Below are 26,473 nucleotides of genomic sequence, written 5' to 3'. Positions count from 1 at the left end.
ATAAAGATAACCGTATAACAATCAGTCTGCTATATCCAGCTTATTCTTCTCTGCTTTCCCATACTGTTTTATCAATACACTTACGCCTCCTTTCAACAGTTCGGGAGTCGCTTCCATAGTGATAATCTTTTCTTCACCCGGCATCAACGTCACATAATTGTCGGACATGATAATTGGAAGTATTCTTTTTTGCGTAACCTTATTAACAAGCCTCACCCGATTAGCAAAAGCCACAGTCCCGGAATTGTTCTTTACAGCTATCGTCATCGTTCCGCCAGACATCGATTTATCGACCAATCGACAAGACAAAACAGCTTCCGGAAGTGTATTCAGCAATGTATAGTCAAGCTCTCTCACACCATTCCGCCAATAAAAGTTTTCTGAGATTAGACTACCTTTGGCATCTGTCAGTTCGAGTTTGATAAAATGAAGCGGAGTCAGTTCTTCTATCTCTTTTGATTTCTCCCCAGCAATTTCGAGGGGGTGAAAGTTCAAGGAAAATGCTTCTGCAATGTTGCTGGCTGCCACATTGACCCGTTTTGTCTGTCCATATACCGATACTTCTTTTCCATTCAGATCGTAAATGGTAGCTTTAGCTATTGCACCCTTCAAGTCCTTTGCAGTAGTATTTATTACTTTTATGCTGTTATTGGACGCATTCCATTGAATATGTAAAGGTTCGCAAGCCTTTTTTGCTCCCCAATAAGCACCTGTAGGATCGTAATAATAGTCATAAGTCTGCCATACAAACGAGGGATAAGCCGGATGACTCATCCAGATCAAAAGTCCGGCAGCATCATTCCACATCTTATCGTTCCAAGCCTCATACATACCTTTCATCACTTCGATATTCAGCATTTGTGCCTTCTCGCAGAATTCCTCCAGCCCGGATGATTCCCCATACTGTGCGTTCACTGAATGCTTGTAATGAACCGGATTGGCATTAGATGCTTCCTTACCGAAGAAATGTCTATTCCATACATTATCATCATCATTCTTCAACTGCTCATCAGTAGGCAGAGGCCACCAGTCTTTTTGCGGGATAAACTCTTTGATACTTTCAAATGTCGGGAAAGTGGCAGTTCCTATTTCTGTACGCATACCGTAACCGTGATCAATGCCATAAGGATAAGCCGGTGTATTAAATGCCAGATTACTACCTGAAGTTTCAAAATGATGTCTTGGTGGCTGATTTCCCCACCAACCACTTCCGGACAACCCGTCCTGATTGGAGCAAGACTTATACATACGGTCATTATTGTCCTCTTTCGCAATCATTTCACGCAGGTAATTATCCAAGTCAGGTGCCGGATGCGTTTCATTAGCTCCACACCAGATAGCAATGGAAGGATGGTTTCTGAGACGTCTGACTTTATCAAGGGCATTCGCCTTAAATGCTTCCGGTTGAGCTACGTCATTGTATGCTACGTATAACCAGAAATCATTCCATACCATTATTCCATATTTATCACAATAATCATAAAACTCATCATCAGTAACACAGCCGGTCCATAGACGGATCATATTGTAATTCATCTCTTTATGAAGTCTGATTTTCGTTTCATACTCTCTGCCCTGGCAACGAAGCAAATATTCGCTCATTCCCCAGTTTCCCCCTTTCAGATAAATTTTCTGTCCGTTGATAAAGAATGTCAAGACAGGATATCCCACTACATTATCAATCATTTTATACTCATACTTCTTGATACCGAAGGTCATTTCTTTTACATCCGATACTTTTCCATCTACAGAACAAGTCAGCTTACAAGTATAAAGATTGGGATCACCATATCCGTTCGGCCACCAAAGTTTCGGCTTTTCAAGAACCAGTTGAGCCATGTCATCTTTGTTTATAGATAGTCGGGTAGTTGTTCCCCCTTCCACCCGAATGTTTTTAGAGAAAGATATATTTCCCGGCTGAATCACTCCGGACACAACGACTTCTTTAGAGGAAGAAGAAGCATTTCTAATATCTGTCGAAACAGAAAGCTCCGCTTTCTGCAAGGTCGGCAACTCTGAACGTACCCAAGGATCTTCCATTACTACATCTCCTGTTATCACAAGATAAGCATTCCCGGTGATACCCGCCAAACGGCCCGGCACGTATGGCATCCAGTCCCATCCCGCACCAGCCAGATAACTGGGACTACACGCAACTCCATACGGGTCTTTAGCCTTACGCGTCTTTTTCTGGTCGGGATCGGTAATTAAAACGGCAATCACATTCTTACCTGACTTCTTTATCAGATTGGTCACATCAAACTTCGAGCGTAACATGTGACCACTCACATCCTTAGTAGATGTTTTTGTTCCTGATATCTTCTCACCATTAAAATAGAAATCGGCAAAGCGGTTCGTATTATCGAAATGAAGCCATACACGCTTCCCCTCCGAATAAGAAGACGGGAGTTCGAATTCCGTACGATACCAGAAAGGACGGTTATAAAACGTTTCGTCTACTTTATAAATATTATCGGCATAATTGGGATCAGGAACAATTCCTGCCTCAACGTAAGCAGTAAAAACAGTTCCGGGTACAACCCCTTTTACATAACCGGACATTTCAAATTCCGGAGTAGATATCTGCTCTCCGGTTATATTCTCCAAATCTGCTTGAGGTTTCACTTCCCAGATAACCTGAGGATTAGAGCTATTTAAAGACATTCTACTACTCTGCCCGGCGCAGCCTGTCTGAATAAGAATAAATATGACCAATACAATGAAAAGTCCAAGTCTATTTATCATATTATCAATATTTTAAAGTAACAATTAGTTTACAAGTCTGTTATTAATCAGATCCCCCACTCAACATTCGGTTGATCGCCCATAAACAGTTCTAATGTACCTCCGGCTGCAATGTCCGCAAAATCAAGGTAACATTTATTGTATTCCCGACCATTCAACAAGGCCTTTTGTATATAGACGTTATTTATACTGTTATTATGAGCTATCACCGTGAATTTCTTTCCGGTATAATAATGAGGATCAAGACTGAACTCTACTTTATCAAAGACCGGACTTGTAATCTCCATACGTGTATTCCCCGGACAGGAAGGATGAATACCGGAAGCAGCCAACACGTACCATGCCGACATCTGGCCTACGTCTTCGTTGCCAACAATCCCCTCTACTTTATTTGCATAAGCCTTTTCACATATATAACGTGTCCATTTTTGAGTATACCAGGGAACTGCAAGGTGATTGAACAAAAAAGGAACGAAGTGCACAGGTTCATTCGCATGGTTATAATATTCATTCCACAGCATATTAGAAGGAGTTTTACTAAAGAAGTCTGCTAAATCTGCAATCACTTTCTCCCTGCCACCCATCAAGTTCACTATTCCCGGCACATCGTGAGGTACAAACCAACCTTGCTGATAAGAATTTGCTTCGATACAACCATACCATTCTTTAAGACGCGCATTTTCCGGCCACTCCACCCAGGTACCATCTGCCTTACGAGGACGGAACCACCCCTTTTCTTTATCAAAAATGGCATGATATGCTTGTCCCTTTTCATAAAAACATTTGGCATCATCTTCTTTTCCCATAGCCTTCGCTAATTGAGATATACACCAATCAGTATAAGCATATTCCAAAGTGGTTGAAATACTCAATGGCTCCGGAGAATACCCCAATGAATCATTACCCAAACGATGGGATGTGTTAACGGCATAACGATACGCTTTCTCTGCATCATACGTACGAATCCCCTTGATATAAGCATCTGCCAAAACGGACAAAGCGGGATTTCCTAACATACAGCCGGAATAAGAATTTAAGAATTCCCAACGTTCATAGTATTCGCGTCCACTCTGATCTGCCATAGTAATCAATGAGTTCAGCTCATCACTCACTAAACGCGGATTAATAATTGTCTGCAAAGGAAATTGACTGCGGAATACATCCCATCCGCTGAATATCGTACGTTTTGTAAAGGTGCTGTCAGCCGTATGGATTTTATAATCGCCACCGATATAACGTCCGTCTACATCTGTATAGATACGAGGATCAATCATCGTATGATACATAGCAGTATAGAATATCGTTTTTTCATCATCCGTACCACCGGATATCCGAACACGATTAAGTTCTCGATTCCATAATTCGGTAGCTTCCTGCTTTACTTGTTCAAAGTTTTTAGAGGCTATCTCTTGTTTAAAATTATTTGCAGCACCCTCCATATCAACAAAAGAGATACCAACTTTCATCTCTACACTCTCTCCCTTCTTCGTTGGGAATTCAGTAAAAAAGCCCAAATGTTTACCCGTCAGTTCTTTCTGGTCTTTTATAACCGGAGCTTGTGATACACGAGTCAAATAAGGAATACTCACTACTTCATCACGTTTCCGAACCCAATGTTCTGGAATATCCGCACTCCAAAAGCCATAATTTGTCAAAGGTTTGCTAAATTGGGCATAATAATAAACGGTATAATCGGCTCTACCTTCACCATTCCCCCATCCACCACCGTCAGGCGTACACTTCATCCATCCTTGAATGGTGTAATCATCTACAATTTTAATATACTGGGAAGTAGATGTTCCCCCTACTCTACGGGCTAAATCAATCTGAATACGCGATTGATCACTAGAAGGATAAGTGAAATGTAAAACTCCACAATGTGGTGTCGCGCTACTTTCTACTTTGATTTGATAATCAGTCAGTTCTACCGAATAATATCCTGCCTTAGCCGTTTCAGTGGCTTTGTTATAAGCCGAACGATATCCTTTTATACTATCATTATTCTCTTTACCTGCCACTTTATATAATTCACCAGTTGTAGGCATCACAAGAAAATTACCCAAATCACCAAACCAACCCACACCGCTCATCTGAGTAAAGGCAAATCCTTCAATGGTCTTATGTTCATCACTGTATCCGGAACCATTATCACCTCCCGTTATTGTATTAGGACTGACCTGTACCATACCATAAGGAGTTGTGGCTCCGGGAAAAGTTTTACCTAATCCATGGTAAACACCGGCAGCCCCTACACTGGTACTGGCACCAATAAACGGATTTACATAATCAGTCGGAACCCATTCTTCCGATACGGTATCGGTTGATGAACAACCTGTCATCCAACCCCAAAAGCAAACAATTAAAAGATTAGCAGTCGCTTTATACATAACAATATTATAATATTTTTTAAGTCAAACTAAGCAAGAAAGTCTTTATACCAAACCGAGGCATTGAAATCATCATTTCCGATTTTCCTGCATGTGTTTTTATCTTCTTTCTTTCAATATGTAGTCCATTCAGGTCAACTTCCTCCACACCTGATAATGGCATATCAATCATAACCTTTTGTAATCTTTCGTCCCCTTCGGAATTGAACAGGCGCAATAGTATCTTTCCATCTTTCATTTGAAGAGCACTCACTTGATAACCGGTATTCTGCAAATCAATAAATGATTTCGATTCCGGTTTTGCCGCAGAATAGCAAGCATGCAGCAATGGTTCATTCCAACAATCGCTATCAGCCGCAATGGACGCTTTGTCCCATTTGCCACGATGAGGTATAATTGCATACTTCATTCTCAAAGGATGTGTTATTTTATAATCAGGTCCCCAAAGTCCCCCACCCGAATATTGAGCAGTCAGTCCCAGCGGATAGTCCTCTCCATAAGAATAAGAAGTAGTATGGTCTGATAATAAAGCCAGAGCATAGTCACCTTCCTGTTCAGCCAAGTCGACCCAATGAAGTATGATATTATGTTTGATTTGATCCCAAGTACCAAAGAAAGTATCGGTCAGTTTGCTTTCGCATACATCAAACGGTGCATTTTTATAAATGCGGGGAGCATGTAAATCAGTCGGGAATAATACACTTAGTTTAAATCGATCGTCACAATAGGCCCGACGATTATCGCGCCAACGTTCCTCTTTATATTCACCAATACCTACATTATGTTTCCAATCAACTGTCAAATCAAAATCGATTCGTCTCGTTCCTTTGTCAAGAGTGATTATCTGTGTAAACGGATGGGAAGCAATCTTGCCCTCTATCTTTACTTTTTGCTCATATACATTATTCCTTACTACTGTCAACTTGGCCGGAGTCTCTATAGAAGAACGAAATTTACCTTCTTCATAAAAAAAGCCTCGTAACTCCCCCAAAGCATATTTCTCCATCTTACCTGCAAATTCCTTATTCCCCTCTTTTTTAGCTATCAGACTTTTTATGGTTCCTCCCTTCGATAAGTCAAAAGCAATTTTATACATGTCATTTTCAAGCACGTATTCCTGTTTACTTACCTTATTACCTTCCGAAACGAATCTTCTACCTTCTGAAGCCTCTTTCTTAACAGCCCCCTTCTTTTTTATACAATACGTGGAATAACCAAAGGGAGGAACCTCTGCCTCAAAAAATAATCTTATCCCTTTACCTTCGTTTTCTACAAAACAATCTATATTTTTACCTTTCCAATCATAAATACTTAAATCCGATCTTTCGGATTCCATAGGCAGAAGAACACTTACAATTTCCTTTCTTCCTACTCCTAATGTATTAAAAACACGTATATATTGTTGCGAAGCCTTATTTTGCCGAATAGACTTTTTATGAAAGCTTTGCATAGACGCCTCTATAATTCCATCTGCAATATGATTGGTACTATCCGTCCATCGCTTAATTTGATCAGCCCATGTTCCTTTTCTATTCAGTCTATTATAAGGCACAATCCACGAATCATGATGTTGTGCCAGCATCAGCGTACGCCAAGCCTCATCCACGTCCGCCTGTCGGCAAATATACTGATTCTCCAGATAAGCCATAACAGACATCTTCTCCGCCATGAGGATTCTATTTTCTGAAGTACGTACCTCTTGCGCAATTTTTTGTAAGACCTGGCTTCCCCACATTAGATTCACATGTATATCTTCCTGTGAAAAGTACCAGTTATCATCCGTTTTTCCGATGGAGATATTTTCAATATAATCTCTCCATCTCATATATATCGAGTTATTTTGGGTGTCCCTTCCACTTCCCAGCCATGGACCGTTTTTCCATCCCGCATCCTGAAAACACATACCAACGGGATGCTTGATACCTGCGTTACGGCAATCTTTTAAATAAGCATCCGAATTTCTCCAAGCAGTTGTCTGCCAGGTCGATCCCGGCTCTAGTTTTTCACAAGCATACCTGGGAACAGTCAATATTGAAGTCCCGTCCGGTCCTATCCAATTAACCAATTCTCCGCCATGCGCAGCTGTATACCCTCCCCAACAGGTATTGGGACATTTTAATATCGCATATTTAAAGCCGAACTGTTTAAGGATTTGTGGCAAGCAGCTTGTGAAACAAGGTTCTTCCACTGAATAGGTTACAAAATCCACCCCCGGAAAATGTTTGTTTATTTTAGCAATACCATATTGAAACTGTCTTATGATGCTCTCTCCCGAGATATTATAGCAATAAGGCTGTGCATAGGTAGGATTCGTAAACTCGACCTGGTCACTGGTAGCCATCTCTTTAAAACGTACATAAGCCTCCGGAGTCTGCACTCTGACCGTATCCCATGTTTCGGGCTCTATCTCCATACAAATCCGCCAGTCCGGGTGCATAACCAGCTTATCCACAATAAATTGAGTTTTCCACTTTACCGGATAATGTCCATATATCCCACCATGATACCCGTCAACGAAATAAGCTTGTTGAGAATAAACATTTGCATAATAGAAAACAATCAGTAATATGATATAAAATTTATTCATGGTATCCTAAACCTATTTATCTTTATGTTGATCCATTCTACGCATAAAGTCATATCATTTATGTTTGGACAACTTCTTTATTATTTTCATATTCCGGAGATATCCGATCAACGGGTATCAGTACATTCTTTTTTTTCATCGGGAGTAAATTCATCTGCAAAATATTTACTCAAACAATTTTCCATATACACAGTTCTTTTTATCAAAGAACGATTATCTAAATAAATACCCTTAAAAGAACATCTATAAATTAATTAAAAAGTTATGCAGCCAACGTTACACTCAGTTTTGCTCTCAACTTTTTGAGTGCTATTCCCATCTGGCATTCCACTGTATTTACCGAAATGCCCAAACGCTCGGATATTTCCCTATACTTCAATCCTTCCATGCGGCTTAACAAAAATATGTCGCGGCATCTTTTAGGCAAACCATTGATAGCATCCTGTATCAGTTTCTCCATCTGAACTCTTTCTGATATATCATATATATCAAAACGATCCAAAGATTGTAAATTCAGATTCAACTCAATCTCAGAAGAAGCCTTCACATTCTCGACATACTTTTGCTCAAACACTTTATGCTTTAAATAATCCAAACATTTGTTTCTTACAAGCCTGAAAAGATAAGCATTCATATTCTCAATATGCTTCATTGATTCTCTCTTTTCCCATAAGTCTGTAAACACATCTTGTGTTATGTTCTCCGCATCCTCTTCCGACATCACAAATTCTTTTGCAAACCGAACTAGCTTGGGATAATAAATAAGATACAATTCTGAAAAACTCATAGTTGTGTATTTCTTTAGATTAGTATTCAGTTATCAAAAATCTTGTGATGCAAATATAGAAATGAAAAAAGCCTACTTCTTAGTGGAAGTAGGCGGGGAAGTAAACGTTTTAGAGACTACTATTTACGTATATATATAATAATCAACGTCTTAAACAAATATCATTTTTTAGTTTTGGTAAACCGGATAGAATCATTTTTGAGACAAAGAACCAAGTTTTTTTACCTCTTCTTCAAAGATATTGCTATCAAAAGTGGACATTCTCTTCACTTTACTCTTATAATTATAAATGGTCTGCACAGAATAATGTAAAAATACAGCGATCTGTCCAACATCGGTAATTCCTAGTCGAATCAATGCAAATATGCGTAATTCTGTATTCAGTTGGTCTTTTTCCAATTTATAGCGTTCCTCCGGTTTCAACAAAGAATTGAACTCTTCCACAAAGTTAGGATACAATTTGAGAAACGCTTTATCAAAGTTCTGATAAAGCCCTTCAAGTTCCTTTTCAAAAGGACGAGAAGATGATTTATACAGTTCATCAATCTGTCCGGTCTTGATTTTCCTGTTCACATTCTTCCTGTACTCATCGAGTTTATTAATATAAACAGCACACTGATTCATAAAATACCCCACATACTTTTCTTTAATCAGATTAGCTTCGTCGAGATTCTTATTCAGCTCGACCAGTTCCTCATTCATTGCTTTCAGATGCCGCTTAGTCCGGGATACAATCTTTGTTTGTTTATATGTAAAATACAGAGTAATAGCAAGAGCTACCACAAACAAGCTAGTCAGAAAGATATAGAAACGAAGGTTCTGCTTTTGTTTTTCCAACCGGATCAAGTACGTATTTTCAATAATCGGGTGGATACGGGCAATTACCGTATTCTTAAAACGGGAATTATAGAAGATGGCATCATCCAACGCAACTTTTATATAATTATAAGCCCTGTCTATATCTCCCTTATGATACAAATTAACGGCCAATGTCAATAATGCTTCATTCTCTTTGACAGCCAGTTTTGTATTTGTCATAGCAGCCAGCATTAAAAACCTTTCTTCCAATACATAATTTCCGATCAACCGATAAGCCCTGGCAAGCCCCATAGCCATCATAGCATATCCATGAGAGGACGGCTCCTCTTTATGATATATCTCTGTCAAAATCAGAAGAGCTTCTTTTGTACTCCCTTTATCTTGAAGCTTCACCGCTTTTTCTTTTCTATATTCATCCGACTGGTCAAATAAGATGCTCATCACCGTATCCCGATAAGCTTCTTTTTCTGATATATATTCGTTTGAAAATCGTACATCATCCGTATATTTAATAAGATTTTCATAATAACGTATACGATTCCAGCAATACAAAGCTTTTAAATAATCGGGTAAATCCGGACATTTTATCGACTTAAAAATATCATTAGCTTGAATAAACAAACCGGATAAGGAATAGACAAAAGCCAACCGGAGTTGATCTTCCAAAAGATATTCTTTATTACCGAGTGCTTTTGCTATATCGATATTCTCACGAATATATTGTTCTGCCGAATCACAGATAAAGGTCTCATACTGGTGGATAATTTCTTTATTTAAATGATATACATCCTCCAACGAATGAAGACCGGCCTTCTTTTTCTTTAATTCTTTTATATCCGCTTCTTTTTTCTGAGTATATACCAAACGTTCAGAAATCACTTTGTCCAACACCTTCAACAAAGAATCATTCTCGTTATCCGCATAAAGACAAAACAAGGAATTCAGAAGGAAAAATATAAACCAAAGTGTGCGTTTCATGATAATGTGTTCTTTCTTACTCTGCAAAAAAATGTATTTTCTTTGTGTAATTCGCAAAAAAGAGCATAAATCATTCTTTTTATTGCATCTTTTAACAAATGAAGTAGAAAGACTACCAGATAGCAAAATTGTATTTGTGAAAACATATCGACTAAAAACGAATCTAAAAGAAAGCGAGTTAAAAAAGCTTTTTTGCCATACGGACTTTGCAAAAAGTATAAATATTAGTTCTATATTTGCAGCCTTTAAAAGAGAAAGATGAAACAAAGCTTAAAATTCGGACTACTTTTAGTACTGACTTTGCTCATCCATTATGGAACGAACAGGACAATGGAAAATAGATGCAAAGTTTCCTACCCGACTTACCGGCAAGAAAAGTGTTATGTATCACAGGACCATCCCTTTCAGAATACTTTGGAACATCTTTATAGTCTTTATATGACTCAATCCTGTGACATGAGTCATACAGATGTCGCACATGTTCCAACAGATAAAAGCATGTTTTCGTTAATCGCTTATTTCTGTGACCATTACAAGCACCCCAATCCACCTCATCCTATTTCAACCCATTCGCCTACATATTATTGCGATCCTATCTCCTATTATATATATGGGTTGAGAAAGATTGTCATTTAGTCTACAGTAGACTTTTTACCGGCCATTTATTACAGTTGGTTTTATTCTCCATAGGACGAACAAACTAATTGTTTATTTCTATATAATATTCAATCTAAACAGCTATTGAATTATGAATTTTACATTTTTAGTTGTTGTTTTACTGACAGCACTTGCTTTTGTCGGTGTAGTAATAGCCCTTTCGCGTGCTATCTCTCCCCGTTCATACAACCTGCAAAAGTTTGAGGCTTATGAATGTGGTATACCGACACGTGGTAAATCATGGATGCAGTTCCGTGTAGGATACTATCTGTTTGCCATTCTATTTTTGATGTTCGATGTTGAAACAGCTTTTCTGTTTCCGTGGGCGGTAGTTATGCATGACATGGGACCACAGGGACTTATGAGTGTTCTCTTTTTCTTTATCATTTTAGTTCTGGGTCTTGCTTATGCCTGGAGGAAAGGAGCTTTGGAATGGAAATAACCAAAAAGCCAAAAATAAAATCTATTCCGTATGAGGAGTTTATCGACAATGAATCATTGGAAAAGTTGGTCAAGGAACTTAATGCAGGAGGAGCAAATGTTGCTCTCGGAGTACTTGACGACTTTATCAACTGGGGACGCAGCAATTCACTGTGGCCGCTTACATTCGCAACCAGTTGCTGTGGTATCGAATTTATGGCACTGGGTGCCGCGCGTTACGACATGGCCCGCTTTGGGTTTGAAGTAGCACGTGCCAGCCCGCGTCAGGCCGATATGATCATGGTATGCGGAACAATAACCAATAAAATGGCTCCGGTACTGAAACGACTTTATGACCAGATGCCCGATCCGAAGTATGTGATTGCCGTAGGCGGATGCGCCGTCAGCGGAGGTCCTTTCAAGAAGTCCTACCATGTGGTGAACGGAGTGGACAAGATACTTCCGGTAGATGTATATATTCCCGGATGCCCGCCACGTCCCGAAGCATTCTACTATGGCATGATGCAGTTGCAACGCAAAGTGAAAATAGAAAAGTTTTTTGGTGGAGTAAACAGAAAAGAGAAGAAACCGGATTATGTAAAAGATGAAGAATGATTCCACATTCTTAATTTAATTTGATTTATGCAAGAAATACAATTTATAGCTCCTGCAGCGTTACACGATGAGATGCTGCGCTTGCGAAATGAAAAGCAGATGGACTTTCTTGAAAGTCTCACCGGTATGGACTGGGGAGTGCCCGATGAGAAAGATGCTCCGGAAAAACTCCGTGGTTTAGGCGTAGTCTACCATCTGGAATCGACCATTACGGGCGAACGGATAGCACTGAAAACTGCAACAACGAACCGTGGGCTGCCGGAAATTCCATCTGTCAGTGACATTTGGAAAATTGCCGATTTCTACGAACGTGAAGTGTTTGATTTTTATGGTATCACTTTCATCGGTCACCCTGATATGCGTCGTCTTTATCTGCGTAATGATTGGGTCGGTTATCCGATGCGCAAAGATAATGACCCTGAAAAAGATAACCCGTTGCGCATGACTAATGAAGAGACATTTGATACGACTCAAGAAATAGAGCTGAACCCGGACGGAAGCATCAAAAACAAAGAGATGAAGTTATTCGGTGAAGAAGAATATATAGTCAATATCGGCCCGCAACACCCTGCTACTCATGGTGTAATGCGCTTCCGTGTTTCTTTGGAAGGTGAAATTATTCGTAAGATTGATGCAAATTGCGGTTATATACACCGGGGAATCGAAAAGATGAATGAAAGTCTTACTTATCCCCAAACATTGGCTTTAACCGACCGTTTGGATTATCTGGGCGCACACCAAAACCGTCATGCATTGTGTATGTGTATTGAAAAGGCCATGGGCATTGAGGTCAGCGAACGTGTACAATACATCCGTACCATCATGGATGAATTACAACGTATCGACTCCCACTTGCTATTCTACTCTTGCCTTGCTATGGACCTGGGAGCATTGACGGCATTTTTCTACGGATTCCGTGACCGTGAGAAGATTCTCGATATTTTTGAAGAGACTTGTGGTGGACGTCTGATTATGAACTACAATACGATTGGCGGTGTACAGGCAGACCTTCATCCTAATTTCGTCAAACGGGTGAAGGAGTTCATTCCTTATATGAGAGGAATCATCCACGAATATCATGACATATTCACGGGCAATATCATCGCACAGAGCCGTATGAAAGGCGTCGGTGTATTAAGCCGTGAGGATGCCATCTCTTTCGGTTGCACCGGAGGTACGGGCCGTGCTTCAGGATGGGCGTGTGACGTACGTAAACGAATGCCCTACGGTGTGTATGACAAAGTTGATTTCAAAGAAATTGTTTATACGGAAGGTGACTGCTTTGCCCGTTACCTGGTGCGTATGGATGAGATTATGGAAAGTCTGAACATCATCGAGCAATTAATAGACAATATTCCCGAAGGGCCTCATCAAGAAAAGATGAAACCTATCATCCGTGTTCCCGAAGGTAGTTACTATGCTGCCGTAGAAGGGAGCCGTGGTGAATTTGGAGTCTTCCTTGAAAGCCAGGGTGACAAAATGCCTTATCGCCTGCACTACCGTGCCACAGGATTGCCGCTTGTTGCCGCAATAGACACCATCTGCCGGGGAGCAAAGATTGCAGACTTAATTGCCATTGGCGGAACAATCGATTATGTCGTTCCGGATATTGATAGATAAAAAACAAGTATTCAAGTAAATACTTCATACTTAAAACCTAATCATAAAAAATATATGTTCGACTTTAGTATAGTAACAAACTGGATACATGAGCTACTGCTCTCCATTATGCCGGAGGGATTAGCGATCTTTATAGAATGTGTAGCTGTCGGTGTGTGCCTCGTAGCACTGTATGCCATTCTGGCTATCATATTGATCTACATGGAGCGTAAGGTCTGCGGCTTTTTCCAGTGTCGCCTTGGTCCGAACCGCGTTGGTAAATGGGGTTCTATCCAAGTGGTCTGCGACGTGCTCAAAATGATGACCAAGGAAATTTTCATGCCGAAGGGGGCGGACCATTTCCTCTACAATCTGGCTCCGTTCATGGTGATTATCGCTTCATTCCTGACCTTCGCTTGTATTCCTTTTAATAAAGGTGCAGCGATTCTGAACTTTAATGTGGGCGTTTTTTTCCTGTTGGCAGCTTCCAGCATTGGAGTTGTCGGCATCTTGCTGGCCGGTTGGGGTAGTAACAACAAATTCTCTTTGATCGGTGCCATGCGAAGTGGTGCACAGATCATCAGTTATGAACTTTCTGCTGGCATGAGTATCATGACAATGGTCGTGTTGATGGGAACCATGCAGTTTTCTGAAATCGTGGAAGGACAAGCCAACGGCTGGTTCATCTTCAAGGGACATATCCCTGCGATAATTGCTTTCATCACCTATCTGATTGCCGGAAATGCAGAATGTAACCGTGGTCCGTTCGACCTTCCAGAAGCGGAGAGCGAGCTGACAGCCGGGTATCATACAGAATATTCCGGTATGGGATTCGGTTTCTTCTATCTAGCAGAATACTTGAATCTGTTTATCGTAGCTAGTGTTGCCGCCACTATCTTTCTAGGAGGATGGATGCCGCTACATATCGTTGGGCTGGATGGTTTCAACGCTATAATGGATTATATTCCGGGCTTCATCTGGTTCTTCGCTAAAGCATTTTTCGTGGTATTCCTTCTGATGTGGATTAAATGGACCTTCCCGCGTTTGCGTATCGACCAGATTCTGAATCTGGAATGGAAGTATCTGGTCCCAATTTCTATGATAAACCTATTATTAATGGCATGCTGTGTAGCTTTCGGCTTCCACTTTTGATAAATGAAAATTATGGAATATAAAGATAGAAAATATACGTACTTAGGTAGTCTGGTGCATGGCATCAGTACACTGACAACGGGTATGAAAACCAGCATCAAGGTATACTTCCGTAAGAAAGTGACCGAACAATATCCCGAAAACCGGAAAGAGCTGAAAATGTTCGACCGTTTCCGTGGTACGCTGAGTATGCCCCACAATGAGAATAATGAACATCACTGCGTAGCCTGCGGACTGTGTCAAATGGCTTGTCCGAATGACACAATCAAAGTGACAAGCAAAACCGTTGAAACAGAAGATGGAAAGAAAAAGAAAATTCTGGCATCCTATGAATATGACTTGGGTGCCTGTATGTTCTGCCAGCTTTGCGTCAATGCTTGCCCGCACGATGCCATCACGTTCGACCAAAACTTTGAGCATGCAGTTTTCGACCGGACGAAACTTGTCCTGAAATTGAATCACGATGGTAGTAAAGTTATAGAAAAGAAAAAAGAAGTTTAAATATGGGATCAACACTTGAAACAGTAATATTCTACTTTTTGGCAGCATTTATTATTGCGATGTCCATCATGACGGTGACTACCCAACGCATCGTACGCTCGGCCACCTACCTGCTCTTCGTGCTCTTCGGCACGGCCGGCATCTATTTTTTGCTGGGTTACACCTTTCTGGGTTCCGTTCAGATAATGGTTTACGCCGGTGGTATCGTCGTTCTTTATGTATTCTCCATCCTGTTGACCAGTGGAGAAGGCGACCGGGCGGAGAAATTGAAACGAAGTAAAGCTTTTGCCGGCCTATTTACAATGGTGACCGGCTTAGCAATTATCCTGTTTATCACGTTGAAGCATAATTTCATGCAGACAGCCAATCTGGCTCCGCAAGAAATTAATATCCATGCTATCGGGAGCGCCTTGTTAAGTAGTGACAAATACGGTTATGTATTGCCTTTCGAAGCAGTCAGTATCCTGTTACTGGCTTGTATCATCGGTGGTATTATGATTGCACGTAAGAGATAAATAAGTATTAACTATCAAAATTAAATTCGAATATGATACACATGGAATATTATCTGGTAGTCTCTACCATCATGATGTTTGCAGGAATCTATGGATTTTTTACCCGCCGCAACACACTGGCTATCCTGATTTCTGTAGAGTTAATGCTGAATGCCACGGACATCAACTTCGCCGTATTCAACCGTTTCCTCTTTCCGGAAGGAATGGAAGGCTATTTCTTTGCACTCTTTTCCATTGCCATCTCGGCTGCGGAAACTGCAGTAGCCATTGCCATCATGATTAACATTTATCGTAATCTCCGAAGCATCCAGGTGCGCAACTTGAACGAGCTGAAGTGGTGATATCTTTATACCAAGAAACAAAACGAAAGGTCCGGGTATAGTGATTATAAGCTATGAGACCAAGAATTAATAAAAATAACTCAAGTAATTAAATAAAACTGTATGGAACTAACAATTCTAATACTCCTTCTTCCTTTCTTCTCCTTCCTCATATTGGGAATCGGAGGTAAATGGATGTCCCACCGGACAGCGGGTACAATCGGTACGCTGATACTGGGAGCCGTAGCAGTACTATCCTACGTTACAGCTTTCCAATATTTCTCCGCTCCGCGACTGGAAGACGGAACGTTCGACACACGGATACCTTACAACTTCACGTGGCTTCCTTTCACAGAGACCTTACACTTCGATTTGGGTATCCTGCTCGATCCTATATCAGTAATGATGTTGATCGTCATCTCTACAGTGTCACTGATGGTACATATCTACTCTTTCGGTTACATGAAGGGTGAAGTCGGTTTTCAACGTTATTACGCTTTCTTGTCCCTGTTTACCATGTCTATGCTGGGATTGGTCGTTGCGACCAACATCTTCCAGATGTACCTTTTCTGGGAACTGGTGGGTGTAAGTTCTTATCTGTTAATCGGTTTCTACTATACAAAACCGGCTGCCATCGCCGCTTCCAAGAAAGCGTTTATTGTGACTCGCTTTGCCGACTTAGGCTTCTTGATAGGTATTCTGATTTATGGATATTATGGCGGTACATTCGGATTCACACCGGATACGGTATCCCTGATAAGCGGTGGAGCTTCCATGCTTCCGCTGGCTCTCGGACTGATGTTTGTCGGTGGCGCCGGTAAAAGTGCCATGTTCCCGTTGCATATCTGGTTGCCGGATGCAATGGAAGGCCCTACTCCAGTCAGCGCATTGATTCATGCGGCTACCATGGTCGTTGCCGGTGTATATTTGGTGGCACGTATGTTCCCTCTGTTCATTACTTATGCACCGAATACGCTGCACATGGTTGCCTGGGTAGGCGCATTTACAGCCTTCTATGCTGCCAGTGTGGCTTGCGTACAATCAGATATTAAACGCGTTCTGGCGTTCTCCACCATTTCACAGATTGGTTTCATGATGGTAGCTTTGGGGGTCTGTACTTCCATGGATCCGCACGAAGGAGGTTTGGGATACGTGGCTTCCATGTTCCATCTTTTCACACATGCGATGTTTAAGGCATTGCTCTTCCTCGGTGCAGGTAGCATTATTCATGCTGTACATTCTAATGAAATGTCCTCGATGGGAGGTTTACGCAAATACATGCCAATCACTCACTGGACATTCCTGATTGCCTGTCTCGCTATTGCCGGTATTCCTCCATTCTCGGGTTTCTTCTCGAAAGATGAGATTCTGGCAGCCTGCTTCCAATACAGTCCTGCAATGGGTTGGGTGATGACAGTAATTGCCGCGATGACTGCTTTCTATATGTTCCGTTTATACTATGGTATCTTTTGGGGCAAGGAAAACAAAGAATTGCACGCTCACCACACGCCTCATGAAAGTCCGTTAGCTATGACATTCCCTTTGATGTTCTTGGCAGTAGTAACCTGTGGGGCCGGCTTTATTCCTTTCGGACATTTCATCAGTTCGAACGGAGAGTCTTACTCCATTCATCTCGATCTGTCGGTAGCTGTCACAAGTGTGGTTATCGCCATTATTTCTATTGCCATCGCGACCTGGATGTACAAAAATGCCAAACAGCCTGTTGCCGATTCATTGGGAAAACAGTTCAAGGGATTGCACAAGGCTGCTTACAACCGTTTCTATATTGATGACATATACCAGTTCATTACGCATAAGATTATCTTCCGCTGCATCTCTACTCCTATCGCATGGTTCGACCGTCATGTAGTGGATGGATTCTTTGATTTCCTGGCATGGGCTACCAATACCACAAGCGATGAGATCCGTGGTTTGCAAAGCGGTCAGGTACAGCAATATGCGTATGTATTCCTTTGCGGTGCGCTGGCACTTATCCTACTATTAATCTTATAAAGCACAGAACGATATGAATTTCTTATCAATATTCGTACTCATCCCCTTATTGATGCTGGCCGGACTCTGGGCAGCACGAGGAATCAAAGCCATCCGAGGGGTTATGGTTACTGGCGCATCGGCACTTCTGATTGCCTCCGTCGTACTTACATTCCTGTATTTGGGAGAGCGTAGTGCCGGAAACACGGCAGAAATGCTTTTCCGTGCAGACATGCTTTGGTATGCTCCTCTTCACATATCCTATTCAGTAGGTGTTGACGGTATTTCGGTAGCCATGTTGTTATTGTCCGCCGTCATTGTATTCACCGGTACATTCGCTTCGTGGCGTCTGCAACCGCTGACGAAAGAATATTTCCTCTGGTTCACCCTATTGTCTATGGGAGTATTCGGATTCTTTATATCCGTCGATTTATTCACCATGTTCATGTTCTACGAAATCGCACTGATACCGATGTATCTGTTGATTGGTGTATGGGGATCGGGACGTAAAGAATATGCAGCCATGAAGCTGACCCTTATGCTAATGGGCGGTTCTGCTTTCCTACTGACCGGTATTCTCGGAATCTATTTCGGTTCGGGAGCAACGACCATGAACCTTCTCGAAATCGCACAGTTGCACAACATACCTTTTGCACAGCAATGCATTTGGTTCCCGCTGACTTTCCTCGGTTTCGGTGTATTGGGCGCACTTTTCCCGTTCCACACATGGAGTCCTGACGGTCACGCATCCGCCCCGACTGCTGTATCTATGCTCCATGCCGGAGTATTGATGAAACTGGGAGGTTACGGATGTTTCCGTATCGCCATGTATCTGATGCCGGAAGCAGCCAACGAACTTTCATGGATATTCCTGATACTGACAGGTATCTCGGTCGTTTACGGAGCATTCTCCGCTTGTGTACAGACCGACCTGAAATATATCAATGCCTATTCTTCCGTATCCCACTGCGGACTGGTTCTTTTCGCCATTCTGATGATGAATCAGACTGCAGCCACAGGAGCTATCCTTCAGATGCTTTCACACGGATTGATGACAGCCTTATTCTTTGCCCTGATCGGTATGATTTACGGACGTACACACACACGTGACGTTCGCGAACTTGCCGGCTTAATGAAAGTCATGCCGTTCCTTAGTGTATGTTATGTAATTGCCGGTCTTGCCAATCTCGGTCTGCCGGGATTAAGTGGTTTTATTGCTGAAATGACAATTTTCGTCGGCTCTTTCCAGAACAATGACCAATTTCACCGTGTACTGACTATCATCGCTTGTTCTTCGATTGTGATTACCGCAGTCTACATCCTGCGCCTGGTAGGTAAGATTCTATACGGAACCTGTACCAACAAACATCATCTCGAACTGACTGATGCGACTTGGGACGAACGTGTAGCCGTTATCTGCCTCATCGTTTGTGTAGCCGGACTAGGTATGGCTCCTTTTTGGGTCAGCCACATGATCGGTGAAAGTGTACTGCCGGTTGTCTCACAATTAATCCCATAGTCCTTTAATTTTTTGATCTTTAATTTTTAATTGATAAAGATGGATTATTCACAATTTCTATATATGCGAGAAGAGCTGTCGCTCATAGCTGTCCTACTGCTGCTATTCCTAGCTGACCTCTTCATGAGTCCGGATGCACACAAGAATAGCGGGAAAGCACGCCTGAACACAATGCTGCCTGTTATTCTGATGGCTATCCATACAGCAATCAATTTAATTCCGGGGACTGCTGCCGATGCATTCGGTGGGATGTATCATTATGTACCAATGCACACAGTGATAAAATCAATCCTGCACATCGGTACGCTGATTGTTTTCCTGATGGCACACGAATGGATGAAAAGAGAAGATACTTCGTTCAAGCAAGGAGAATTCTATGTACTGACCCTCTCTACCTTGTTTGGTATGTACCTCATGATTTCTGCCGGACACTTCCTGATGTTCTTCATCGGGCTGGAAACAGCTTCTATCCCGATGGCAGCACTGATCGCCTTTGATAAATACCGTCATAACTCTGCCGAGGCAGGAGCCAAATACATTCTGACAGCTCTTTTCTCCAGTGCATTACTGTTGTTCGGTCTGTCAATGTTCTACGGTTCCGCTGGTACTCTTTATTTCGATGACCTTCCTGCCCATATCAACGGAAACCCTTTGCAAATCATGGCATTTGTATTCTTCTTTGCAGGAATGGCATTCAAATTATCATTGGTTCCGTTTCACTTATGGACAGCAGACGTTTACGAAGGTGCTCCGAGTACAGTTACCGCTTATTTGAGCGTTATATCAAAAGGATCGGCTGCATTTGTACTATTGGCTATCCTAGTCAAAGTATTCGTTCCAATGATTAGTGACTGGCAAGAAATACTTTATTGGGTAACCATCGCTTCCATCACTATTGCCAATATATTTGCTGTCCGTCAGCAGAACCTGAAGCGTTTGATGGCGTTCTCCAGTATTTCACAAGCGGGATACATTATGTTGGGCGTTATAGGAGGCACAGCACAGGGCATGACAGCTTTGGTATATTACGTATTGGTGTATGCAACTGCCAACCTCGGAGTATTTGCAGTCATTACTATCGTAGCATTACGCAGCCAAAAATTTACACTCGAAGATTACGCCGGACTTTATAAGACGAATCCTAAAATTGCTCTCCTGATGACCCTGTCTCTGTTCTCATTGGCAGGTATTCCCCCGTTTGCCGGATTCTTCTCCAAGTTCTTTATCTTCATGGCTGCTTTCGATGCAGGTTTTCACTTGCTGGTATTCATCGCATTGGTAAATACTGTGATTTCATTGTACTACTATCTGTTGATTGTAAAAGCAATGTATATCACTCCTTCCGACAACCCGATTCCTACTTTCCGCAGCGACCGTTGCACGAAATGGGGACTGGCACTCTGCACATTGGGTATTATCGGTCTTGGCATTGTAAGTATCGTATATCAATCTATTGATAAATTGTCGTTCGGTATATAGACGGACGACTTTATATAAAAGAAACGATCTTGGTTTTAATGTCCATTGATACTGACATGAAACCAAGACCGTTTCTTTTATATAAGAAGCTCTTCTCCTGAGAAAACCAATTATAATGCCAAAGCAACGGAACTATTGATGGAGCTTTACCACTATCCTCATCACTCAGAGTACAAGTTGTCACCGCGCTTCCCCGATCTCCTTCCTCTGCAGATACCTGTTTTTCCCATCAGACGGTCAAACTTGGAACAATGCACCGCTCAAAATCCGCAAAGTCATTCACACGACGGACCAATACACCGTTCCTGCCCAACCTTCAGCAGGAGTATGCAGCTGGCTATTCATGAAGAGACTACTCCAACAAGGCATCCAAGAACTCCATAGTGGCAGGGTCAGAAGGTCGGGACAGTTTCACATCTACAATTTTGCCCTCAGGATTAATCAGCATAAAGCGTGGAATGAAAGAGATTTGATAATCGTCACGAAACGTAGACTCCCTGTCTACATGCAACTGAAGTCCCTTCAGATTATCAGCCTTGACCTTTCTTCGCCAAGCAGCCTCATCATTGTCGATAGAGATACCTATAAACTGAATTGGCTTCCCCTTGTACCTTTCTTCCATTTGCTGCATAAAAGGGAGCTCTTTGCAACAAGGCATACACCATGTAGCCCATAAATCTATAAATACATATTTACCCAACAAACTCGATAGAGAAACCCAGTTACCGTTAATATCGGAGAGCCTAAAGTTCGGTGCTTTACGACCTTTTGCCAAACGACAATGTTTTTGATACAACTTATCAAAATCTGCCTTTCGTACAGAATCCCGAACCTTTTCCTCGTAGACAGGCAGAAATTTGTCAACGCCCTCCGCACCATAGTTCCTTACATGTTGATACATAACAGCATGAACCAAATATTCGGTAAGCCTAGGGTCGCTCACCGACTGGTTTATGTGCATCAATGCCTCACGTAGTTGTTCCAGAGGTTGGTTTCCAGCTATTTTCTTGGCAAAAGACCATATATAATTCTCGAAAGCCTTTCTATATTCCCATAACTCATAGGCATCCATATCCTCCTTCATAGCCCTCTCCATCCGCCGATAATAATCGTCTTTAGGAGCATACCACTTAGTATTGAGTCTTCTTGCACGATAAAGCGGATAGGCTTGAAGCATATTACATGCCCAATAATGCAGCCGCTTATGTTCCACGAACTTAAATGTTTTGGGCAACGAAAGCGAGTCGAGATGATCCTGAAGCCTTACAAGCATCTGCTCCCACTGTTTAAGAAATTCGTCTTCGGGCTGGTCGTAGCTTAGTCCCGGATTGTTTATGCTTTTTCCATTTAAGTACTCATTAATTTCTTTCCCTGCTCCATTGAAATCGAGGTGTCCGTTGGAATGTATTTTCATACTTTGCCGTGTACCCGGCATAAGATAAAAATTATATATCTTACGAGGCCCATACAACACCGCATACCCTGACGGCAACGAATCCGGAACTTCAATCACCCCTTTTCCACACTCATCGAGTATCGTTTTGTAGGACGAGTCCCGAAAGGCCACCCATATATCTTCCTTATTAAACGCTTCGAAGCAGATAATGACCTGAGCAGATACCTGCCTCATACATAGAACGAACAGAAAAAGGAGACCCAACTTCGAAGCAAACAAACTTTTCATCGGTACATATATTTAAGAGCCATACTTCGCGAAATTGTATTCCATATCCAAAATCTCACCAAATCCGCCAATAACCTTTTCCGAGGAGACGTCAATCGCCCCATTGCTTACATTGATATAGTACATGTAAAGCTTTCCTTCTTTGGAAAAACCGTTATAGGTAGATATCATAAGCACCTTGTTATTGTAAGGGTGCGAACGAATGAAACGATCAACGCAAGGCTTGAATATTTTCATGCCAGTGATTCTTTCCTCATTGTTGGCCAAGGAATAAACCTTTTTCCCTGTATTGGTTCCCATATAATCATACTGATAGATATCCCTGTCGGTAGCATAATAAAATACCGGTCCTAAATCGCCTAATGCAAAATAATCGGCCTTCTGAATATCGGGACAGTTCGCCGCGCTATACATAGCTTTGTCCACATTGACACTGGCATCGAAGTTAAATGCATATAAAGCATTGGCATGGGTATCCCAATCCTCAAACAATCCATATTCGTAATTATTAAATCCAGTATCCATATACCGCAGCTTGGCATGCATGTTCTTAATGTTGCATACAGTACCGGAGGCATTGTCAGGCATTTCCTGAAGTATCCATGTAGAACTACCATTGTTGTGCTTTGGGAAACATAAGAACCGCCCGCCTAATTCATCGTAGATAATGGCAAGATAGTAATCGAAGTAGCGGGGAGCATAGGCAGCCGACCTGTACGTCATTTCGTCTTTCAGGATAGGCTCAATGTAAGTAGTGAACCCCATTGCCCCCATAGCACTATACTCATAAAAATGCCCATTAGAGATAATGGCATCGTATCCAAACCGGGCAGGACTCCAATAATAATGATAAAAAAGATAGTTCTCCGGCTTCCAATTGCTCATATCGGGCATCAAAGTAGAAATGTCGAATATTTTCTGCATAGTGATGGCATCTAAACGAGCGCCACCCTTATCGGTGAGAATCGTTACGTTTTGATAACGTCCTATACAGAAGAAACTACCAATCTTAACGCCTCTTCCCTCTAATTGTTCTCCGTTGACAGACTGATAAACGTTATGCAGTATCAGGTCCTTATCGACCCGGTTGGAGAAGTAGGGACTCATCACCAAATCGAAATCGGTCTTTCCGTCTTTCTCATGTAACACCATCCAGCCTTCGGTAATAACTCCCTGAACAACCAAAAGAATCTGTTTATAGGTATTTACTCCGGACTGTTTGTTGTGGCAAGTAAGTACTAACGAGTAGGAACCCGGAATCTCGGTCACTGCATAAGAAAGGTCTTTAGTATTTGCAATAGTTTTCTGTTTCCATACTCCTCCTATATCATTCGGCCAAAGACGCCAGCTAAACTCGTAGTCCTTGCTGTCGTAGTCGTCCAGATTCATTTCTACAGGTAGTTCCAATGTTGTAAACTGCGTGGCATGCACAGTATCTTTTGCTTGTATAGTAATATGAGGCAACTCTGAATAATCATAATTCCCCCGATCCTCATAGCAAGCAGACAGGTTCATTGTCAGCCCAATAAAGCATAAGTATAAAATTAAAATATTTCTCATCACTACGTATATCTTTATCATTAATAATCAGAAAGTTATTATCAGCCCATTTTCATCTATCAAAGGTTTTCCCGGATGCGCCTTATTATATTCGTACAACGCTTTGATTAATATACCTTTCCAATAAATCTGTTCCGAAGTACTCCATTTGTTATAATTTGTGGCAACGCCTGTATGCAGAATCACGAACTCGTGCTTGATACGGCTGTATTCATTGAAAATCCATCCTACGGGTTCTGTCAGCTCATTGGTTATTATGATACGAAACATGGACCTGTCGACTGGTGCTTCTTCAAAATAGTCATTGGCCCGTAAGCGCAATGCAACGACCTTACCGTTTCCATCCAGATTGTCACTTCTACGCACTTTTATTCTTATACTGCCAGTAACGGCATCTGCGGGAAGCATGCATGGCTCAATCACAAATTCACTATTCTCTATCGCTGTTGTTTTCTCTTTAACAACCTCCACTGCAACTTTTCTGGGCTCAGAGGAACTCAAACCTATCAAGCCGAACGGTACTTCCACAACATCTTCCTGCATGCCCGGATGCAAACCGAAGGAATAGACCGTACTGTCCTTCACTCCCGAAGAGTAAACAAATCGCAAAGAAGCTACCTTAGTATCATACTGCAAATAATTATCTTTAGTACAACCAATTAAAAGTAGCAACAAGCTTATAGCATAACCTAATCGTTTCATATATTATCTCCTTTCCTACTTTAGTTTCTATTACCGTATTCCTTTTCTTGATCGGGCATCGGGAGTACATAAAAAGCTTTACTGAAAGGCACTGTTACATCGGGAATTTCCGGGAGGTCTAAGCGCTTACAGTACAAAAACCATTGCCCCTCACCGATAAACTCTTTTCGATATTCTTTCCCTATAATGGATTGTAGCATCACATCTGTTACAACGTCTTCTGTCAGCATACTCCCCTCATCGAACCCCCTATGCCTACGCAGTGTGTTAATATAGTTCACAGCCTCTTTCTTAGAGGTAGCGCATTCAGCAGCAATCAACCACATTTCACTTACTCTAAGTAATGGCTGCCGGTTATTATAATTGGCAGAAACTTGCCACAACTTAGTACTACCGACATAGTAGTTCAACAATGTTTCAAAATAGTAGTTATATCGCCAATCAAACCCATATAGGTTCGTTTCGAAGATCTCCGCACATACTTCCGGAGACATAATGAGCAAGTTCCCCATAGTGTAGCTCTCACCGTCTTTCAGAAAACTTTCTGTCAACGATTTCAGCCTTGTATTATTTAGCATGAAGATACACTCCGGTTCAAATATTCCATCGCGAGTCTGGCGCATGTTGGTAGTTACATTGCTACTTGCCACCCAAGGATAATGATTCGATTCTATCACTTCGCGGGCACACCGCAATGCATTCTCCTTATCGCCTTTATAAAGATAGGCTCGAGCCATTAAGGCACAAACAGCATAATAATTAAAATGGAATTTGCGGGTACCTATAAAGTCGGTAGAAGAGTACCCAGCTTTCACTGGATCGACCTCCAATAGATTCATGGCATGCTTTAAGTCTTCAATCACTAATTCAATAACCTCGGCAACCGTAGATAGTGGGGTAACCTCATTCGACACTCCCTTAACATACGGGATAGCTTTTTCATTGCCCCCACTTGCATAGCTCATGCTGAACAACCTGAGCAAATCGAAATGCAGAAAGGCACGCAAAGCACATGCTTCGCCCTCATAAACCTTTTCTTCGGTTTCCGACAGAACACCTCGATGTTCATTGATCCCTTTCAATAAAATATTGATATTGGCTATCGTATTATACATACTGCTCCACACATTGTTTATGACTCTCTGGCTGTTGCTGTTTTCGTATTCAAACCGATGCAAATGATAATAAATGCCGGCCTCTTGTTTCCATATATATTGTTGACCTAGTGCATCTACCATACCAAAAGTGAGGTTTGCTCCATACAAGTTTTCACTACAAAGTGCAGTATAAATGCCTGTTAATTGGTCTTTGAATCCGTTCTTATAGCTGAACAAATCATCATATTTCACCTCAGACTTTGGACTAACATCCAACCAGTCATGGCACGACACACTTAACAAAAATAAGATAAGTATGCCAAGTATATTCTTTACTTTCTGTATCTTTTTCATCATA

20 protein-coding genes are annotated in these 26,473 nt (G+C 41.6%); 11 read left to right on the top strand and 9 right to left on the bottom strand.

Annotated features, from left to right (window positions below):
- Window positions 1-21: 21 nt before the first annotated feature.
- From AB9N12_RS11575 to AB9N12_RS11555, 5 genes are all read right to left on the bottom strand, one after another.
- Window positions 22-2,745, bottom strand: a complete 2,724-nt coding sequence (locus AB9N12_RS11575; RefSeq protein WP_369892211.1) for a glycoside hydrolase family 2 TIM barrel-domain containing protein — start codon at window positions 2,743-2,745, stop codon at window positions 22-24.
- Window positions 2,746-2,792: 47 nt separating this feature from the next.
- Window positions 2,793-5,132: a GH92 family glycosyl hydrolase gene (locus tag AB9N12_RS11570; RefSeq protein ID WP_369892210.1), complete on the bottom strand. Its 2,340-nt coding sequence runs from the start codon at window positions 5,130-5,132 to the stop codon at window positions 2,793-2,795.
- 19 nt (window positions 5,133-5,151) lie between these two features.
- Window positions 5,152-7,719, bottom strand: a complete 2,568-nt coding sequence (locus AB9N12_RS11565; RefSeq protein WP_369892209.1) for a glycoside hydrolase family 38 C-terminal domain-containing protein — start codon at window positions 7,717-7,719, stop codon at window positions 5,152-5,154.
- A 262-nt stretch (window positions 7,720-7,981) separates the two neighbouring features.
- Entirely contained in the window at window positions 7,982-8,506 is a 525-nt protein-coding gene (locus AB9N12_RS11560) for an RNA polymerase sigma-70 factor (RefSeq protein ID WP_369892208.1), read from the bottom strand.
- Window positions 8,507-8,698: 192 nt separating this feature from the next.
- Window positions 8,699-10,303, bottom strand: a complete 1,605-nt coding sequence (locus AB9N12_RS11555) for a DUF6377 domain-containing protein (protein ID WP_369892207.1) — start codon at window positions 10,301-10,303, stop codon at window positions 8,699-8,701.
- Between the two features lie 258 nt (window positions 10,304-10,561).
- Between AB9N12_RS11555 and AB9N12_RS11550 the strand changes: the two genes are divergently transcribed.
- From AB9N12_RS11550 to AB9N12_RS11500, 11 genes are all read left to right on the top strand, one after another.
- A complete protein-coding gene (locus AB9N12_RS11550) occupies window positions 10,562-10,939 on the top strand; it encodes a hypothetical protein (protein ID WP_369892206.1) in 378 nt (125 codons plus the stop codon).
- A gap of 112 nt (window positions 10,940-11,051) precedes the next feature.
- Entirely contained in the window at window positions 11,052-11,402 is a 351-nt protein-coding gene (locus AB9N12_RS11545) for an NADH-quinone oxidoreductase subunit A (protein ID WP_369892205.1), read from the top strand.
- Window positions 11,393-11,995 (top strand): NADH-quinone oxidoreductase subunit B, encoded by a 603-nt coding sequence (locus AB9N12_RS11540; protein WP_369892204.1) that lies wholly within the window; start codon window positions 11,393-11,395, stop codon window positions 11,993-11,995. The genes AB9N12_RS11545 and AB9N12_RS11540 overlap by 10 nt, the downstream gene beginning before the upstream one ends.
- Window positions 11,996-12,022: 27 nt before the next feature.
- Window positions 12,023-13,615, top strand: coding sequence for an NADH-quinone oxidoreductase subunit D (locus AB9N12_RS11535; RefSeq protein WP_369892203.1), 1,593 nt, complete (start codon window positions 12,023-12,025; stop codon window positions 13,613-13,615).
- A gap of 54 nt (window positions 13,616-13,669) precedes the next feature.
- Window positions 13,670-14,746 carry an NADH-quinone oxidoreductase subunit NuoH gene (nuoH, locus tag AB9N12_RS11530; protein WP_369892201.1) on the top strand — a complete coding sequence of 359 codons (1,077 nt, stop codon included), beginning with the start codon at window positions 13,670-13,672 and terminating at the stop codon, window positions 14,744-14,746.
- Between the two features lie 12 nt (window positions 14,747-14,758).
- A complete protein-coding gene (locus AB9N12_RS11525; protein WP_369892200.1) occupies window positions 14,759-15,247 on the top strand; it encodes a 4Fe-4S binding protein in 489 nt (162 codons plus the stop codon).
- Between the two features lie 2 nt (window positions 15,248-15,249).
- On the top strand, window positions 15,250-15,762 hold the full coding sequence (locus tag AB9N12_RS11520) for an NADH-quinone oxidoreductase subunit J (protein ID WP_369892199.1): 513 nt from the start codon (window positions 15,250-15,252) through the stop codon (window positions 15,760-15,762).
- 32 nt (window positions 15,763-15,794) lie between these two features.
- Window positions 15,795-16,103, top strand: coding sequence for an NADH-quinone oxidoreductase subunit NuoK (gene nuoK / locus AB9N12_RS11515; RefSeq protein WP_369892198.1), 309 nt, complete (start codon window positions 15,795-15,797; stop codon window positions 16,101-16,103).
- A gap of 102 nt (window positions 16,104-16,205) precedes the next feature.
- Window positions 16,206-18,095, top strand: coding sequence for an NADH-quinone oxidoreductase subunit L (gene nuoL, locus AB9N12_RS11510; RefSeq protein WP_369892197.1), 1,890 nt, complete (start codon window positions 16,206-16,208; stop codon window positions 18,093-18,095).
- A 13-nt stretch (window positions 18,096-18,108) separates the two neighbouring features.
- A complete protein-coding gene (locus tag AB9N12_RS11505; RefSeq protein ID WP_369892196.1) occupies window positions 18,109-19,593 on the top strand; it encodes a NuoM family protein in 1,485 nt (494 codons plus the stop codon).
- Between the two features lie 39 nt (window positions 19,594-19,632).
- Window positions 19,633-21,072 carry an NADH-quinone oxidoreductase subunit N gene (locus AB9N12_RS11500; protein WP_369892195.1) on the top strand — a complete coding sequence of 480 codons (1,440 nt, stop codon included), beginning with the start codon at window positions 19,633-19,635 and terminating at the stop codon, window positions 21,070-21,072.
- Window positions 21,073-21,424: 352 nt separating this feature from the next.
- Here the strand turns inward: AB9N12_RS11500 and AB9N12_RS11495 are convergent, their stop codons facing one another.
- The 4 genes from AB9N12_RS11495 to AB9N12_RS11480 all read right to left on the bottom strand — a co-directional run bounded on the left by AB9N12_RS11495 (window position 21,425) and on the right by AB9N12_RS11480 (window position 26,472).
- Window positions 21,425-22,702 carry a TlpA family protein disulfide reductase gene (locus AB9N12_RS11495; protein ID WP_369892194.1) on the bottom strand — a complete coding sequence of 426 codons (1,278 nt, stop codon included), beginning with the start codon at window positions 22,700-22,702 and terminating at the stop codon, window positions 21,425-21,427.
- Window positions 22,703-22,768: 66 nt separating this feature from the next.
- Window positions 22,769-24,316 carry a PKD-like family lipoprotein gene (locus AB9N12_RS11490; RefSeq protein ID WP_369892193.1) on the bottom strand — a complete coding sequence of 516 codons (1,548 nt, stop codon included), beginning with the start codon at window positions 24,314-24,316 and terminating at the stop codon, window positions 22,769-22,771.
- Between the two features lie 27 nt (window positions 24,317-24,343).
- On the bottom strand, window positions 24,344-25,018 hold the full coding sequence (locus AB9N12_RS11485) for a DUF4843 domain-containing protein (RefSeq protein ID WP_369892192.1): 675 nt from the start codon (window positions 25,016-25,018) through the stop codon (window positions 24,344-24,346).
- A gap of 20 nt (window positions 25,019-25,038) precedes the next feature.
- A complete protein-coding gene (locus AB9N12_RS11480; RefSeq protein ID WP_369892191.1) occupies window positions 25,039-26,472 on the bottom strand; it encodes a RagB/SusD family nutrient uptake outer membrane protein in 1,434 nt (477 codons plus the stop codon).
- Window position 26,473: the final 1 nt, after the last annotated feature.

It is taken from the genome of Bacteroides sp. AN502(2024) (assembly GCF_041227145.1).
Classification (GTDB): domain Bacteria; phylum Bacteroidota; class Bacteroidia; order Bacteroidales; family Bacteroidaceae; genus Bacteroides.
This window is presented reverse-complemented; position numbering and strand designations above follow the sequence as displayed.

What these genes read in the sequence shown, in the direction of transcription:
- AB9N12_RS11570 (WP_369892210.1), bottom strand. Translation starts at nt 5,132, where the DNA reads ATGTATAAAGCGACTGCTAATCTTTTAATTGTTTGCTTTTGGGGTTGG.
- AB9N12_RS11565 (WP_369892209.1), bottom strand. Translation starts at nt 7,719, where the DNA reads ATGAATAAATTTTATATCATATTACTGATTGTTTTCTATTATGCAAAT.
- AB9N12_RS11485 (WP_369892192.1), bottom strand. Translation starts at nt 25,018, where the DNA reads ATGAAACGATTAGGTTATGCTATAAGCTTGTTGCTACTTTTAATTGGT.
- nuoL (WP_369892197.1), top strand. Translation starts at nt 16,206, where the DNA reads ATGGAACTAACAATTCTAATACTCCTTCTTCCTTTCTTCTCCTTCCTC.
- AB9N12_RS11575 (WP_369892211.1), bottom strand. Translation starts at nt 2,745, where the DNA reads ATGATAAATAGACTTGGACTTTTCATTGTATTGGTCATATTTATTCTT.
- AB9N12_RS11505 (WP_369892196.1), top strand. Translation starts at nt 18,109, where the DNA reads ATGAATTTCTTATCAATATTCGTACTCATCCCCTTATTGATGCTGGCC.
- nuoK (WP_369892198.1), top strand. Translation starts at nt 15,795, where the DNA reads ATGATACACATGGAATATTATCTGGTAGTCTCTACCATCATGATGTTT.
- AB9N12_RS11520 (WP_369892199.1), top strand. Translation starts at nt 15,250, where the DNA reads ATGGGATCAACACTTGAAACAGTAATATTCTACTTTTTGGCAGCATTT.
- AB9N12_RS11535 (WP_369892203.1), top strand. Translation starts at nt 12,023, where the DNA reads ATGCAAGAAATACAATTTATAGCTCCTGCAGCGTTACACGATGAGATG.
- AB9N12_RS11525 (WP_369892200.1), top strand. Translation starts at nt 14,759, where the DNA reads ATGGAATATAAAGATAGAAAATATACGTACTTAGGTAGTCTGGTGCAT.
- AB9N12_RS11545 (WP_369892205.1), top strand. Translation starts at nt 11,052, where the DNA reads ATGAATTTTACATTTTTAGTTGTTGTTTTACTGACAGCACTTGCTTTT.
- AB9N12_RS11555 (WP_369892207.1), bottom strand. Translation starts at nt 10,303, where the DNA reads ATGAAACGCACACTTTGGTTTATATTTTTCCTTCTGAATTCCTTGTTT.
- AB9N12_RS11540 (WP_369892204.1), top strand. Translation starts at nt 11,393, where the DNA reads ATGGAAATAACCAAAAAGCCAAAAATAAAATCTATTCCGTATGAGGAG.
- AB9N12_RS11560 (WP_369892208.1), bottom strand. Translation starts at nt 8,506, where the DNA reads ATGAGTTTTTCAGAATTGTATCTTATTTATTATCCCAAGCTAGTTCGG.
- nuoH (WP_369892201.1), top strand. Translation starts at nt 13,670, where the DNA reads ATGTTCGACTTTAGTATAGTAACAAACTGGATACATGAGCTACTGCTC.
- AB9N12_RS11500 (WP_369892195.1), top strand. Translation starts at nt 19,633, where the DNA reads ATGGATTATTCACAATTTCTATATATGCGAGAAGAGCTGTCGCTCATA.
- AB9N12_RS11550 (WP_369892206.1), top strand. Translation starts at nt 10,562, where the DNA reads ATGAAACAAAGCTTAAAATTCGGACTACTTTTAGTACTGACTTTGCTC.
- AB9N12_RS11490 (WP_369892193.1), bottom strand. Translation starts at nt 24,316, where the DNA reads ATGAGAAATATTTTAATTTTATACTTATGCTTTATTGGGCTGACAATG.
- AB9N12_RS11495 (WP_369892194.1), bottom strand. Translation starts at nt 22,702, where the DNA reads ATGAGGCAGGTATCTGCTCAGGTCATTATCTGCTTCGAAGCGTTTAAT.
- AB9N12_RS11480 (WP_369892191.1), bottom strand. Translation starts at nt 26,472, where the DNA reads ATGATGAAAAAGATACAGAAAGTAAAGAATATACTTGGCATACTTATC.